13 protein-coding genes are annotated in these 14,312 nt (G+C 32.0%); 6 read left to right on the top strand and 7 right to left on the bottom strand.

Going from position 1 to position 14,312, the window contains the following annotated elements:
• Window positions 1-353: 353 nt before the first annotated feature.
• Both HXZ69_RS09695 and dnaJ read left to right on the top strand, forming a co-directional pair.
• The gene (locus HXZ69_RS09695) at window positions 354-911 is read left to right on the top strand and encodes a nucleotide exchange factor GrpE (protein WP_286495822.1); all 558 of its coding nucleotides are present in this window, start codon (window positions 354-356) and stop codon (window positions 909-911) included.
• Window positions 912-925: 14 nt separating this feature from the next.
• Window positions 926-2,050 carry a molecular chaperone DnaJ gene (gene dnaJ, locus HXZ69_RS09690; RefSeq protein ID WP_286495821.1) on the top strand — a complete coding sequence of 375 codons (1,125 nt, stop codon included), beginning with the start codon at window positions 926-928 and terminating at the stop codon, window positions 2,048-2,050.
• A 67-nt stretch (window positions 2,051-2,117) separates the two neighbouring features.
• Here the strand turns inward: dnaJ and HXZ69_RS09685 are convergent, their stop codons facing one another.
• The 4 genes from HXZ69_RS09685 to HXZ69_RS09670 all read right to left on the bottom strand — a co-directional run bounded on the left by HXZ69_RS09685 (window position 2,118) and on the right by HXZ69_RS09670 (window position 5,951).
• A complete protein-coding gene (locus HXZ69_RS09685; RefSeq protein WP_221856639.1) occupies window positions 2,118-2,483 on the bottom strand; it encodes a heavy-metal-associated domain-containing protein in 366 nt (121 codons plus the stop codon).
• Between the two features lie 22 nt (window positions 2,484-2,505).
• Entirely contained in the window at window positions 2,506-4,758 is a 2,253-nt protein-coding gene (locus tag HXZ69_RS09680) for a TonB-dependent receptor (protein ID WP_286495820.1), read from the bottom strand.
• A gap of 128 nt (window positions 4,759-4,886) precedes the next feature.
• On the bottom strand, window positions 4,887-5,333 hold the full coding sequence (locus tag HXZ69_RS09675) for an HYC_CC_PP family protein (protein WP_125349052.1): 447 nt from the start codon (window positions 5,331-5,333) through the stop codon (window positions 4,887-4,889).
• A gap of 99 nt (window positions 5,334-5,432) precedes the next feature.
• Window positions 5,433-5,951 carry a hypothetical protein gene (locus tag HXZ69_RS09670; protein ID WP_286495819.1) on the bottom strand — a complete coding sequence of 173 codons (519 nt, stop codon included), beginning with the start codon at window positions 5,949-5,951 and terminating at the stop codon, window positions 5,433-5,435.
• 204 nt (window positions 5,952-6,155) lie between these two features.
• Here HXZ69_RS09670 and HXZ69_RS09665 point away from each other — a divergent pair, with 204 nt between their 5' ends.
• Window positions 6,156-7,691 (top strand): glycine--tRNA ligase, encoded by a 1,536-nt coding sequence (locus tag HXZ69_RS09665; RefSeq protein WP_286495818.1) that lies wholly within the window; start codon window positions 6,156-6,158, stop codon window positions 7,689-7,691.
• A 134-nt stretch (window positions 7,692-7,825) separates the two neighbouring features.
• Window positions 7,826-8,167: a phage holin family protein gene (locus HXZ69_RS09660; RefSeq protein WP_135836756.1), complete on the top strand. Its 342-nt coding sequence runs from the start codon at window positions 7,826-7,828 to the stop codon at window positions 8,165-8,167.
• 66 nt (window positions 8,168-8,233) lie between these two features.
• On the opposite strand, the gene HXZ69_RS09655 is transcribed toward HXZ69_RS09660, so the two are convergent.
• Window positions 8,234-8,983 (bottom strand): polysaccharide deacetylase family protein, encoded by a 750-nt coding sequence (locus HXZ69_RS09655; RefSeq protein ID WP_286495817.1) that lies wholly within the window; start codon window positions 8,981-8,983, stop codon window positions 8,234-8,236.
• A 40-nt stretch (window positions 8,984-9,023) separates the two neighbouring features.
• Complete coding sequence (locus HXZ69_RS09650) at window positions 9,024-10,043, bottom strand: helix-turn-helix transcriptional regulator (protein WP_286495816.1); 1,020 nt, start codon at window positions 10,041-10,043, stop codon at window positions 9,024-9,026.
• Window positions 10,044-10,777: 734 nt separating this feature from the next.
• Between HXZ69_RS09650 and HXZ69_RS09645 the strand changes: the two genes are divergently transcribed.
• Window positions 10,778-11,869 (top strand): slipin family protein, encoded by a 1,092-nt coding sequence (locus HXZ69_RS09645; protein ID WP_286495815.1) that lies wholly within the window; start codon window positions 10,778-10,780, stop codon window positions 11,867-11,869.
• A gap of 17 nt (window positions 11,870-11,886) precedes the next feature.
• Complete coding sequence (locus HXZ69_RS09640; protein ID WP_286495813.1) at window positions 11,887-13,332, top strand: RtcB family protein; 1,446 nt, start codon at window positions 11,887-11,889, stop codon at window positions 13,330-13,332.
• A 44-nt stretch (window positions 13,333-13,376) separates the two neighbouring features.
• Here the strand turns inward: HXZ69_RS09640 and hemF are convergent, their stop codons facing one another.
• On the bottom strand, window positions 13,377-14,279 hold the full coding sequence (hemF, locus tag HXZ69_RS09635) for an oxygen-dependent coproporphyrinogen oxidase (protein ID WP_286495811.1): 903 nt from the start codon (window positions 14,277-14,279) through the stop codon (window positions 13,377-13,379).
• Window positions 14,280-14,312 lie beyond the last annotated feature (33 nt).

Below are 14,312 nucleotides of genomic sequence, written 5' to 3'. Positions count from 1 at the left end.
TTTGTAGTTAAAACAATTTACTGATTTTCAATCAAATGAACAACTTTATTCTTTATTAATCAAAATGCACAACGGGTTATACTAATTTTTTTCCAAAAAAATGGAAAGACAAAAAGACAGGCTAAGATAATTGTAAAGAATAAAATGTTTTTTTATACGCTCTTTGTCAAGTTGAATTCATTTCAACTTCGCATCCTCAAAGTAAAACTCAAATCAAAAAAAACTTTATACATTTACCGAAGCACTTCTCGCGACAGAAGTGCTTCTTTTTTATTTAAAATCTGACAAAACGACACATAATGGGCATTGGCAAACTATTTGATTCAATCAGAAACAAAAAAACTAATAAGAATATGTCTGACCAAAATATACACGAAGAATTAGAGAACGAGAATCTTCAAGAAAACGTTCAAGAGAGTGATAACACTGTAGAACAACCACAAGAAGAAACTGCTGGAAAGTCAGAATTAGAAATTGTTAAGGAACAATTAGCAAAAGAAAAAGACCAATATTTACGCTTATTTGCAGAGTTTGACAACTTCAAAAAACGTACTTCGCGCGAACGCATGGACATTTTCAAGACAGCAAATAAAGAAGTTATTACGTCTTTATTGCCTGTTTTAGACGATTTTGGACGCGCTTTAAATCAAATTGAAAAGTCTGGAGACGACAGCTTACATCAAGGTGTTGAATTAATCAATAATAAATTAGTAGAAACGTTACGTGCAAAAGGTTTGAAAGAAATGGAAACTAAAGCTGGAGACGATTTCAATACTGATTTACACGAAGCAATTACTCAAATTACTGCTCCAACAGAGGATTTAAAAGGAAAAATTGTAGACGTTGTAGAAACGGGTTATTTATTAAATGATGTGGTAGTTCGCTACGCTAAAGTTGTTGTTGGATTATAATTTAGATTAAGAAAATGTCATCAAAAAGAGATTATTACGAAATATTGCAGGTCGAAAGATCTGCAACATCAGAGCATATCAAGAAAGCCTATCGTAAACTTGCCATCAAATATCACCCTGACAAAAATCCTGGTGACAAAGAGGCAGAAGATAAATTTAAAGAAGCTGCAGAAGCTTACGAAGTTTTAAGCGACGACAACAAACGTGCACGTTACGACCAATTCGGACATGCAGGAATGGGCGGAGCTGCTGGCGCAGGATTCGGCGGTGGCGGCGGAATGAATATGGAAGATATTTTCTCTCATTTCGGCGATATCTTTGGAGGCGGAGGATTCGGTGGTGGATTTGGAGGTCAATCTCGTGGTCCACGTCGAATGAAAGGTTCTGATTTGCGTATTCGCGTAAAATTGAACTTAGAAGAAATGGTTAACGGTTGCGAAAAGAAAGTAAAAGTTAAACGTTTTAAACAAGCAGATGGCGTTACATCTAAAACATGTCCATCTTGTGGCGGTTCTGGACAACAAGTTCGTGTTACCAACACATTTTTAGGACAAATGCAAACTGCTACAACTTGTGGAACATGTCAAGGAGTAGGAAAAGTTGCAGACAAAATTCCTTCGGGAGCAAATAATCAAGGATTAATCAAAGTTGAGGAAACAATCGATCTTAAAATTCCTGCTGGAGCAAGAGAAGGAATTCAATTACAAGTTCGTGGAAAAGGTAACGATGCGCCTTTTGATGGTATTCCTGGTGATTTACTTGTTTTGATTGAAGAAGAAGAACACGATACATTAAAACGTGATGGAAACAACTTACATTTTGATTTGTATGTTTCTATTCCTGATGCTGTTTTAGGTGCTTCGAAAGAAATTCCGACGGTTAACGGAAAAGTGAAAATTAAAGTTGACAAAGGAACTCAATCAGGAAAAGTATTACGTTTAAAAGGTCAAGGTTTACCAGATTTGAACGGTTACGGAAAAGGTGATTTATTTGTGCATGTTAACATTTGGACACCAACTCATTTATCGAAAGATCAAGAAGCGTATTTTGAAAAAATGAGAGACGATGATCATTTCTCACCAGAACCTTCGAAAAATGAAAAATCATTCTTTGAACGTGTGAAAGATATGTTTCAGTAATTGAAAATCAAATGATATAAAAAAATCCATCTCAAATGAGATGGATTTTTTTATATTTTAAAATCTTTTAATGACTATGCGTGTTAGCTTCCCCAGCTGAACCTTCACGATCATACGAACAACAAGAAGGTAAACTTCCGTACACTTTTTCTTCTGCACGTTTATTATCAGTATCGTGTCCAACCGCTACTACAGCGTTTTCTACATCATCCACTTTACTCTTTTTTTCATTCAATATAATATGTAAATTTTGCGTATTACTATCCCATTCAGCAGATTTTACGCCTTTTACACCATAAGCCGCTCTTTCAATACGGTCTTTACATTGTCCACAATTTCCTTTAACGTGTAAATCGTGTTTCGCATTTTTATTTTGTGCTTGTGCGCTAATTCCTAAAGTCGCAACCAAAGCAAAGGCTAATAATTTTTTCATTATTTTATATTTTTTATGATTTTTATTTTAAACTAAATCTTAATCCAGCGTAATACATTTGTCCAAAAATTGGTGCATAAACAATCGAACTATCGAAATAATTTGAACCAAAAGGATTATCTGCTCCTAAAATTACGCGATGTTGTTGATAATTCGTTACATTTTCTCCTCCAATATATACTTCAAAATGTTTTGAAAAAACACGTGTAATCTGGAAATTAATTGTCCCAAATGGATTCGAATATTCATTCAACTGATTTTCTGGCAAATTATCTGATGTATTTGGTAAACGCTGTTTTCCAATCCAATTATACGTCGCATCAAAACGCCAATTTCTTCCATTTCTTTCATGTGTTTCATATTCAAGATTTGTAAAGAAACGATGCTTCGCTTGCAATGGACGTTCTAATTTTCCGTTTTCATAATCGGTTGCTATATCATAATATTTGTATGATGCTCTAATTTTGAAATGCGTAAATGGATTATAATTAAAATCGAATTGGAACGAATTTGCATACGAATCTCCTTCTAAATTATAAAACCTAACTTGGCGCGCTGAATAATCGATATCCGTCACAATTTGATTTTCGAAATCTGTTCGATAAAAATCTGCTGTAACATCAGCATTTTTTCCAAATAATTTGAATTCTTGAGTTACGCTAAATCCATAATTCCATGCAATTTCTGGATCTAAACCATATATTTTTCCATTTCCATCGCCCAAAATATTAAATTGTCTTGAAGAAGCAAATAAATTCTGATTTTCTGCAAATATATTATTGATTCGTTTTCCACGACCAACCGATGCTTTTATTGTTGTTCCTTTTACAGGTGTATAACGTGTATGCAAACGAGGTGTTAAGAAAAATCCCATTCGATTATGATAATCTCCACGAAGCCCAGCAATCATATTGAAATTCTTCATATTATCAAACGTATATTCGAAAAATGCTCCTGCAGAATTATCAATTCGATCATAATTCGCATCAATCGGAAGCGCTACAAATTCCTTGAATTTATTATACGTAAAACTCGCTCCTGTAGAGAATTTATTTTTTGTATTGCTAATAATCGAACTGAAAATATAGTTGGAATAAAAACTTTGTTGCTCAATATCATATTGATTCAATCCAAAGTAAGAATCTTGTTTATGATAGCTAAACGCCGTTTGTAATCCCATACTTTGATAAGGCATTTCTGGAAAAACATACCCAATTTTTGACGAAACATCCACACGATTTGTATTGATTTCTGACCCCCAATAATTTGTTGTTAATTTATCACGATCTTTATCAAAATCAACTTGTCCTGCTTGTTTTGTATCATTCAAATATCTTGCAGATAAAAATCCAACCCAACCTTTTTCTAAGTTTTGATATTGCCAACGATTCATCACATTAACTTGATGTCCAAGCGGATTATCTAAAAACCCATCATCGTTCATATCATTCTTCGAAACGCGTGCATTTCCATGCATAAACAAAGAAGTACTCCATTTATCATTCAATTTTTTGTTCAAATGCACATTCCCTTCGAAGCGCGAATCTGTAGAACCATAAAGATTCACAAACAACGGAATATCATTTGAAGGTTTGATTAATTCTGTATTAATCTGCCCAGAAATACTTTCATAACCATTAATCACCGTTCCCGCACCTTTCGTCACCTGAATACTTTCTACCCAAGTTCCTGGCGTAAAACTAAGCCCAAAAGCTTGCGAAGCTCCACGAACATTTGGTATATTTTCTTCTGCAATCAAAATATAAGGAGAGGTTAAACCCAACATTTTAATTTGCTTATTTCCCATTACAGCATCCGAAAAATTGACATCAATAGAAGGATTTGTCTCGAAAGATTCAGCTAAATTACAACATGCTGCTTTCAACAATTCTTTTCCAGTCATTGTCGTCATATTGGTTGCAAACTTCGATTTTTTAAGCGAACTACTTGTATCACGAACCACAACTTCATTCAACGAAGTATCCCCAAAATGATCTTTTACATTGATGGTGATATTCTGAAATTCGTCTTTTAATTCCTTAAAAGTTGTTGTTTCATTGTCATAAAAAACACCTAAAATTGAGGTTGGTTGATAATTTTCGATCTCAAAGTTTCCTTTTTCATCTGTAATAACAGTAATATCTGACGATTGCCAAAACACTTCTGCTCCAACGATTGGTTGTTGATTTTGATCTGTAATTTTTCCTTTTAAAGTAGATTGTGCGTAAGAAAACGCAGCACTTAGTATAAATACTGAAGTGAATATTTTTTTCATTTTTACGATTTAAGGCTCAATGCCTATTTATTATTGTGTACTTGTTGATTAGATTTTCATCAAATACTTTAATATTTAGATAATAGCGTATTGTTTTCTGATTAATTTAATCAAAAAATAAACGGGTATTACCCTTCGTAAAATGTTAACTGAGAATTGAGTATATAATTTGGCGGTGCATTTGACGCAACATAAAAATCAAGGAAACTAGATTGATTGCTCACCTCTTCATCTTGAATCGGAATTCTAATTTGAAGAATTTCAGAAACTATAAAACTAATCGGAATAAGTTTTTGAATTTTGACAGTTTGCTTTTCTACAAACTTATCCGAATATGAAATATCCTTACAGCAATCATCTTTTTTAGATTTATTGTTTTCCGGTAATTCGCAATGTTTTTTTTCTGTTTTTGGAGGACAACACGAAGTAGAAACTCCCATTTCGTGCGAATTATTATCCAAATGATTCAACTTCACTTGCTCCACCACTCCTTGACAAAAATGCATAGAAAATGCGTAGCTAAGATTTGAAAAAATCAAAACCACCGACAAAACATACTTTATGTAATGTTGCATTTTCATGTTGGACAAAAATAAACAAAAAATTCAAATCAAAACAAACTGAAATTTATATCATTTTCAAAGTTTCTTATAGAATTTTCAGTTTTCATCACTTTATCTTCTTGCCTGTTTGTTCGTCGGAATATTAATAATCCCAGAACCATTTACCAACGATTTATCGTTTTCGTTAACAATTTTCAAAACAACTTCAAAATTTTGCCAATCTATCCCTTGCAAAGTCACTAAACCTGTTGCTTTATCAATCGATTTTATTTTAAATCCTTTATCAGGAAAATCTTGTCCATCGACAATTGGATCAAAATCCAACCCAACTTCTGGCTCAACTTTAAAAGCAGAATCTTGCACAAATTTGTATCGATCTTTAAAACTTTGCGTCAACAATTCATTTTGCTTGATATACTCATCTTCGTTTATTTTAACAATTGTATCCATGATATAATCAACATAATTATTCATAAAATCAAGCGCAACATTATAATTAACATCCGATTCTTTAACCGAATCTTTCACTTCACTTTCAATTTTATTTTCTGTTGATGAACTAGATGAATTATTAGAATTACAACTTGTAACAAAACTTAATAATAGAATAGGAAGAATAAACTTTTTCATAAGGTTATCATTTTTTAATGATTTAAAAGTATGTTTTTTTTGATTGAAATTGAAATAACTCGAATAGTAAAATCAATCATTTTGTTAATAATCTTCTCAAAAAATAGAATAAGCGATTAAAGCCTTACGATTTTATCAAAATATACCTCAATAGTCATCAAAAATCACTAAAATTGCACTTTAAATAAGAACACACAATTAATTATGTCAGAAGATATTTTCAAGAAAGTAGTTTCTCATGCGAAAGAATATGGTTTCATTTTTCAATCGAGTGAGATTTATGATGGATTATCAGCCGTTTACGATTATGGTCAAAACGGAGCTGAGCTAAAAAATAACATCAAACAATATTGGTGGAAAGCAATGGTACAAATGCACGAAAACATTGTCGGCATTGATTCTGCTATTTTTATGCACCCTACTACTTGGAAAGCTTCGGGCCACGTTGACGCGTTTAATGATCCTTTGATTGATAACAAAGATTCTAAAAAACGTTACCGTGCCGATGTTTTAATTGAAGATCATTGTGCAAAAATTGAAGGTAAAATAGAGAAAGAAGTTGCGAAAGCTGCAAAACGTTTCGGTGATGCTTTTGATAAAGATCAATTTGTTGCGACAAATCCTCGTGTTGTAGAATATCAAAATCAAATCAATACAATTTTAGCGCGCATGGGAAAATCTTTGGAAAACGAAGATTTAGACGATATAAAAGCTTTGATTGAAGAATTAGAAATTGCTGATCCTGTAACTGGTTCTAAAAATTGGACAGAAGTTCGTCAATTCAACTTGATGTTCGGAACAAAATTAGGAGCAACAGCAGATCAAGCAATGGATTTATATTTACGCCCAGAAACGGCTCAAGGTATTTTCTTAAATTACTTGAACGTACAAAAATCTGGACGTATGAAATTACCTTTCGGAATTGCTCAGATTGGTAAAGCTTTCCGTAATGAGATTGTTGCACGTCAATTTATTTTCCGTCAACGTGAGTTTGAACAAATGGAAATGCAATTTTTCGTAAAACCAGGAACTGAATTAGAATGGTACGAAAAATGGAAAGAAACACGTTTACGTTGGCATCAAACTTTAGGTTTAGGAAATGAAAATTATCGTTTCCACGACCACGAAAAATTAGCGCACTATGCAAATGCTGCTGCTGATATTGAGTTTAAATTCCCATTCGGATTCAAAGAATTAGAAGGAATTCACTCACGTACAGATTTCGATTTGAAAGCACACGAACAACATTCAGGTAAAAAAATTCAATATTTCGATAACGAAACAAACGAATCATACACACCTTATGTTGTAGAAACTTCTGTAGGTTTGGATCGTATGTTCTTAGCAGTTTTCTCAAATTCATTGAAAGAAGAAGTTTTAGAAGATGGATCAGAACGTATTGTATTATCTTTACCAGCTGCATTAGCGCCAATTAAAGCTGCTGTTTTACCATTGGTAAAGAAAGATGGTTTACCAGAATTAGCGAAAGAAATTTTGAAGAAATTACGTTTAGATTACAACGTAATGTACGAAGAAAAAGATACTATCGGTAAACGTTACCGTCGTATGGATGCGATTGGAACACCTTTCTGTATCACTGTTGACCACGATTCATTAAACGATAATTCTGTTACTTTACGTTACCGTGATACAATGGAGCAAAAACGTGTTAATATTAATGAGTTAGCTCAAATTATCGACAAAGAAGTCAACATGAAATATCTTTTTGAACAATTATAAAAAGAATATCTTCTCAATACAATAATACTAAAGCTCAGAAATTTCTGAGCTTTTTTTATTTTTATTAAAATTTTTAACAATTTGGCAAAGCTTTTGATTTTAATTTAGATATATTAATCTAAAAAATACAAATTATGGGCTTTATTATTAATCTTTTGGTATCAGCATTAGTTGTTTTCGGACTTGCTAACATTTTACCTGGAGTATCTGTAAAAGGATATGGTTCTGCGATTATTGTTGCACTTGTTATTGGACTTTTAAATGCTGTTGTAAAACCAGTTTTAAACTTTATTAGTTTACCTGTAACAATCTTAACATTAGGATTATTTTCTTTTGTGATTACAGCAATCATTATCTTATTAGCAAGTGCAATTATGGGAGATAGTTTCCATGTGGACGGATTCTGGTATGCATTATTATTTGGTATTGTTTTAGCAATTGTCAATTCTTTAGTTGGAGGAATGATGGGAGACTAATTTATACAGATTATTACATATAAAAAGCTGTCCAAAATTGGACAGCTTTTGTATTTTATAAAAGTTTTATTGAGGATAAAATTTTATTTGCTCAAAAATATAGTTATCATGTTTTTTAAGAAGATCAACCAATTGTTTCAATTCGGACTCTTCCCATTTATTCTGAAACATCTCATCATGAATTAACACAACTATATTATTATTTGTAAAGGTTTTATTCGATTCTAATTGATTAACAATTTGTTTATAAATCGTTTGAACAGATTGCACCGGTGTTCCATCTTTTCCATGATGCGTCCATTCCAAATCCCAACCAATAACTTTATAACCCAACTTTGCTAAACCATCAGCCGTTTGTACACCAGAAGCTCCATCATTCTTCGATTTTCCGTCCAATCTCCACATGTTTCTTCCTGGTAAACGAACAATTTTATCTTGTAATTTTAGTATCGATTGGTTTTTCAAAATATCCTCAACCGACGTTTGCTCGTTACTATAAAACTTTTTGTATTGATCATTCGCATGCGTCCAACTATGATTACATTCTTCGATGTACGGATTATCTTCGTAATATTTAAAATAATTCGTCATTGTTTTATTTTTCTCCACATGTTCTCCAACAAGAAAAACAGTCACTTTTAACTTCTCATTTTTGAAAACCTCATCAATATTTTCACTTCCATTCAAAGGCCCATCATCAAAAGTTAAATAGATATATTTCTTCACAAAATCACTCGCTTTCTGTGCAAACGAACTTGTCGAGAAGATTAATAAAAAGACACTCAAAAGTGTCATTATTCTTTTATTCCATATCATTTAAGTTAATTTTTAATGAATTAAATGTATGAAAGAAATTCTATTTTTTATATTTTTCTAATGCTCTTTCTAATCGTGTTTTGATTCTTTTTTTCACTAATCTTGGAGCAAGAATTTCTATTTCTTCTCCAAATCCTAAAAGTTCTCGTTCCAACTCAAAATTATGTACAACTTCTATCGAAAATAAAGTTCCTTCGTCCGTCACTTCCAACACTTTTTGCGTCGCATGAATTGGTTTTGTCACCACATAAGGCGCTAATTTTTTATTCACACGAAAAACAACACGCTGCTCTCTTTCTTTCACACTTTTCGTTACACCAATCGCATTGTTATAATACGTATCAAAATTAATTTCTTGCTCATCGACAAAAGGTTCATTTGCCAATTCATAAAACTCAACAATTCTATCCAAAGCCAACGTATACAAATTTTTATCTTTTCTCGATTTAGCTAATAAAAACCAGCGATTACGGTATTCTTTCAACAAATACGGATAATAAACTTGTTGTTTTGGCTCTTTACTTTTTGAGGTAAAAGATTGATACGAAATCAGCAAAGGTTGTTTCTTTACAATTGCTTGATACAACCGGTTCAAATGTTCTAAACCTTTTAATAATGGATTTTCTTCGAACTGAATATAATTTGGTTGTTGATGAGTTTGCTTGGATAAATTATTTTCGAGACGAGTAATAATCTCGTTCATATCATCAAAATAATTAAACCCATTCAATTGTTTCATCACCGAAATCACTTCTTTCATTTTATCTAAATCTGCAGACGAAACAGGCGAATTATGGATCGAATAATCATGATCTTTATATTCATAAAACTTTTTTTCTCGAACAACAATTGGCGCATTATAACCCAATTTATCACTTCGCATCACCTGAATGTCGCCCTGAATTGTACGTTTCGAAACGCCAGAAGTTATTCCTTCGTATTCATACAAAGCTTCCGAAACTTTTTCTATTAAATCTTCTAATCTCCATTTTCTGAAATGATTTTGAAGACATTTATCGATCGTTTGATAACGTATTAATGCAATTTTATTGGTTGCCATGGTTGATTTCTTTCTTCAATACTACAAATTTCAAATCAAAGTACGCAATCTATTTGCGTAGAAATTTTCACTTCAACTTTTATTCAAAATATTTTCAATATAAAATCCTCTATTCATCATCATTTACAAATTATTTCGAAAAAATATTTTATTGCGCAATTCATTCGCACACTTCTACTCCAACTTTGTCAAAGGTTTAACAACCAAACGATTTTAATTGTTCCTTAACAAATGTTTCAGTATAGCATTGTAGTAGAAAATGCTTCATCACTTCTATTCTGAATAATTAAAACAAACGCGCAGAAGGTTCGACTCCTTCACTTATTTAATAAATGAGTATTGGTTTAACGCACTAGAATTCGGCTCTAGTAACAGACTTTTAATCTGTATTTATCGCCTGAAAAAGGCACCATTAGAAACAAAAAAGCTAAAAAGTTTTCTTTTCGAATAAAGAATTTATTTCGTTGAAATGAATTTGAAATAAGATCAAAAACTTGCTCAAAACCTGAATTTGAAACTTTAGTTGATGATTGATTTCAAAAGTTTAAAAATAAAAAATCAAGTCAAAATGATTTGAAAAAAGTTAAAAGTAAGAAATCAAAAGAAGCTGCTCAAACTTCAAATTCCGTTTTAAAAAAGGAAAATGATTTAGCTTTTTTAATTAAAAATTTAAAAAAAAGATTCTGCGACAAAGGAGAAATATAAAATAGTAAAAACCTATAAAAAATAATAAAATGAAAAAATTAGCAATTAACAACCAAGAAATTGGAATCTATATCAAAAACAACGAAATCGAAAAAGTTTACTCAAAAGGAAACTATTGGATTTTGTTTAATAAAAACATCGAAAAATTAAACATCAACGAAATAATTGATGAAAAATACCACACAATGTTTTTAGAAAATGAAACTTTGAAATCGATGGTAGATTTTATCGAAGTATTACATAACGAAGTGTTGATTATTTACAAAAACAATCAAATCTATGATTCATTTTACAATAAAAACGTGATGATTTGGAAAAATTCAACTCAATTAAAAGCTGTAAAATTTGACTTGAATTCTACTGACGAAATTAAGAATTTAACAAAAAGAGAAATTGATATTTTGAGAAAAGCTGGTGCAATTCGTATCATTTCTGTTGCGCCATATTTCGAAGGAATTTTATTTAAAGACAATGAATTTGATTCGGTTTTAAAAGCTGGTGAATACCTATTTTACAACAACGAAGTTAAAATCTCGATGGTATCTTTTGATATGCGTCCGCAAACAATTGAAATTTCGGGACAAGAAATTTTGACGAAAGATAAAGCGCAATTACGAATCAATTTTATGGTAAATTATCAAATTACTGATTTGTTAAACGCTTATCAATCGAACAAAGATTTCGAAAAAATGATTTATCAAGCGATTCAATTAGGTTTGAGAGAATTTATTGGAAACATGAATTTTGATGATTTGATGTCAGATAAAAATTCGGTAACGAATTATATCATTCAAAAATATCAAGCTGAATTCCAAGAAATTGGTCTAAAATTGATTGACGCAGGTATGAAAGACATTATTCTTCCTGGAGAAATAAGAGAAATTATGAACCGTGTTTTGATTGCCGAAAAAACGGCTCAAGCTAATTCGATTACGCGTCGTGAGGAAACTGCTTCAACAAGAAGCTTGTTGAATACAGCAAAATTAATGGAAGAAAACGAAACATTATGGAAATTGAAAGAGATGGAATACATCGAAAAAATTGCTGATAAAGTAGGAGAAATCTCAATTTCTGGTGTGTCGAATGTATTAAATGAACTAAAAACAATGTTTACAAAATAATATTCTAACCAAATTATATGAAAACAACCGAACAACAAAACAAACCAATTAATGGAATTGATTTGATTGCCTTGGGTTATCCTGAGAATGAAATTTTAGGAATTGCCTTAAAAATTAACCGAAAAAGAAATGGTTATACAAAAGCCGAAATGCTTGATAAATATGCGCAAGTTTTGTCTTCGCCACAAGATTTCTTAGAAGATAAAATTTTCAAAACGCTTGCAAATGGTTTTATCAATGGAATTCATTTACCTCAACAAGATGAAAACTTAATTGAATTGAATGAAAATCCGAACGATTTCAACATTTATGGTGCAAAAAATATTGAAGATGGTGCTTTAGAACAAATGAAAGTAGCCATGAAACTTCCTGTAACAGTTGCCGGCGCAATAATGCCAGATGCTCATCAAGGTTATGGTTTACCGATTGGCGGAGTTTTAGCAACAAAAAATGCAATTATTCCTTATGGTGTCGGCGTTGATATTGGATGTAGAATGGCTTTATCGATTTATGATTTACCTGCTTCTTATTATTTTAAGCATCATGATTCTTTAAAAAAAACTTTAATAAAAAACACAAAGTTTGGTGCAGGACATGGTTTTCATGGTCAATACAAAGCCGAACATCAGATTTTGGATGATGCAAAATTCGAAACAAATTCATTTATTCAAAATTTAAAAGATAAAGCGTGGTCGCAATTGGGTTCTTCTGGAGGAGGAAATCATTTTGTAGAATTTGGTCTGATTGATTTCAAAGAAGATGATAAGAAACTGAACATCAAAAAAGGTTCGTATTTAGCGTTATTAACGCATTCTGGATCGAGAGGTTTCGGTGCTACAATCGCTGGACATTATACAAAAATTGCAAAAGAAATTTGTAAACTTCCTTATAAAGCACAAAATTTAGCTTATTTGGATTTGGATTCTGCAGAAGGTCAAGAATATTGGATTACGATGAATTTGGCTGGTGAATATGCTTCGGCTTGTCACGAAATTATTCATCAAAAAATTAAAAAATCTATCGGTGCAGAAGTTTTAGCTAAAGTAGAAAATCATCATAATTTTGCTTGGAAAGAAATTTACAATGGCGAAGAAGTAATTGTTCATCGAAAAGGTGCAACGCCAGCTTCTAAAGATGTGATGGGAATTATTCCAGGTTCTATGACTGCGCCAGGATTTTTGGTTCGCGGAAAAGGTGAAGAAAATTCTATTCATTCGGCTTCGCATGGTGCTGGTCGTCAAATGAGCCGAACACAAGCAATTAAATCATTATCACAAAACAAGATAAATGATTATTTGAACGATTTTGGAATTACATTAATTGGCGGTGGAAAAGATGAAGCGCCGATGGCATATAAAGATATTCACGAAGTAATGGCAGCGCAACAAGATCTGGTTGATGTTGTGGCTACTTTTACGCCTAAAATGGTCAGAATGGCAAATGACGGATCGAGAGAAGATTAAAAAAAATGCCTGAACAACTGTTCAGGCATTTTATATATTATAGATTAAATCCAATCTTTTGGATGTTTTAACACGTCTACTAATCTATATTCTTCAGAACCTTCTTCTGGCTGATGATTATAATGCCATTGTACATGTTTGGGTAAACTCATCAAAATAGATTCTATTCGTCCATTGGTTTTCAAACCAAACAAAGTTCCTCTATCATGAATCAAATTAAATTCTACATAACGACCTCGTCTAATTTCTTGCCATTCCTTTTGTTCAGCAGAAAATTCATCATTTTTGTGTTTTTCAACAATCGGAATATACGCCTCCAAAAATGAGTTTCCTACTTCTGTTACGAAATCATACCATTGTTCAACTGTTTTTTCTGAAGTTGGTTTCAAGTAATCAAAGAACAAACCTCCTATTCCACGCGCTTCTTCTCGATGCGTATTCCAAAAATATTTATCACATTCTTCTTTATACTTTAAATAAAAAGCCGCATCATGCGCATCACAACTTTTTTTACAGATCGTATGCCAATGCATCACATCTTTTTCATCCAAATAATATGGCGTCAAATCTTGACCTCCTCCAAACCATTGATCGACAATATTTCCTTCTTTGTCATACATTTCAAAATATCTCCAATTTGCATGAGTCGTCGGAATATGTGGACTTGTTGGATGAATAACCAAACTCAATCCACACGCAAAAAATTTACCTGATGAAACATTCAACGCTTTTTGCATTGTTTCGGGCAATTCACCATAAACTTTCGAAATATTAACACCAGCTTTCTCAAAAACAGCTCCGTCAGTTAAAACACAAGAAAGACCTCCGCCGCCTTCTTCTCGTTCCCAATTATCTCGTAAAAATTTGGCTTTACCATCAACTTCTTCAAGTTTGGCAATAATTTTATTTTGTAAGTCTTGTATATATTGAAAAAATTGACCTTTCATCATAAATATTTTTGCAAATATAGAATGAAATCT

Source organism: Empedobacter sp. R132-2 (genome assembly GCF_030324375.1).
In the GTDB taxonomy this organism is placed as follows: domain Bacteria; phylum Bacteroidota; class Bacteroidia; order Flavobacteriales; family Weeksellaceae; genus Empedobacter; species Empedobacter falsenii_B.
Note: the sequence above shows the minus strand (reverse complement) of the source record. Positions and strands in the feature narration are given on the sequence as shown.

Coding starts and splice junctions, on each gene's coding strand:
- HXZ69_RS09695 (WP_286495822.1), top strand. CDS start 354: ATGTCTGACCAAAATATACACGAAGAATTAGAGAACGAGAATCTTCAA.
- dnaJ (WP_286495821.1), top strand. CDS start 926: ATGTCATCAAAAAGAGATTATTACGAAATATTGCAGGTCGAAAGATCT.
- HXZ69_RS09685 (WP_221856639.1), bottom strand. CDS start 2,483: ATGAAAAAATTATTAGCCTTTGCTTTGGTTGCGACTTTAGGAATTAGC.
- HXZ69_RS09680 (WP_286495820.1), bottom strand. CDS start 4,758: ATGAAAAAAATATTCACTTCAGTATTTATACTAAGTGCTGCGTTTTCT.
- HXZ69_RS09675 (WP_125349052.1), bottom strand. CDS start 5,333: ATGCAACATTACATAAAGTATGTTTTGTCGGTGGTTTTGATTTTTTCA.
- HXZ69_RS09670 (WP_286495819.1), bottom strand. CDS start 5,951: ATGAAAAAGTTTATTCTTCCTATTCTATTATTAAGTTTTGTTACAAGT.
- HXZ69_RS09665 (WP_286495818.1), top strand. CDS start 6,156: ATGTCAGAAGATATTTTCAAGAAAGTAGTTTCTCATGCGAAAGAATAT.
- HXZ69_RS09660 (WP_135836756.1), top strand. CDS start 7,826: ATGGGCTTTATTATTAATCTTTTGGTATCAGCATTAGTTGTTTTCGGA.
- HXZ69_RS09655 (WP_286495817.1), bottom strand. CDS start 8,983: ATGATATGGAATAAAAGAATAATGACACTTTTGAGTGTCTTTTTATTA.
- HXZ69_RS09650 (WP_286495816.1), bottom strand. CDS start 10,043: ATGGCAACCAATAAAATTGCATTAATACGTTATCAAACGATCGATAAA.
- HXZ69_RS09645 (WP_286495815.1), top strand. CDS start 10,778: ATGAAAAAATTAGCAATTAACAACCAAGAAATTGGAATCTATATCAAA.
- HXZ69_RS09640 (WP_286495813.1), top strand. CDS start 11,887: ATGAAAACAACCGAACAACAAAACAAACCAATTAATGGAATTGATTTG.
- hemF (WP_286495811.1), bottom strand. CDS start 14,279: ATGAAAGGTCAATTTTTTCAATATATACAAGACTTACAAAATAAAATT.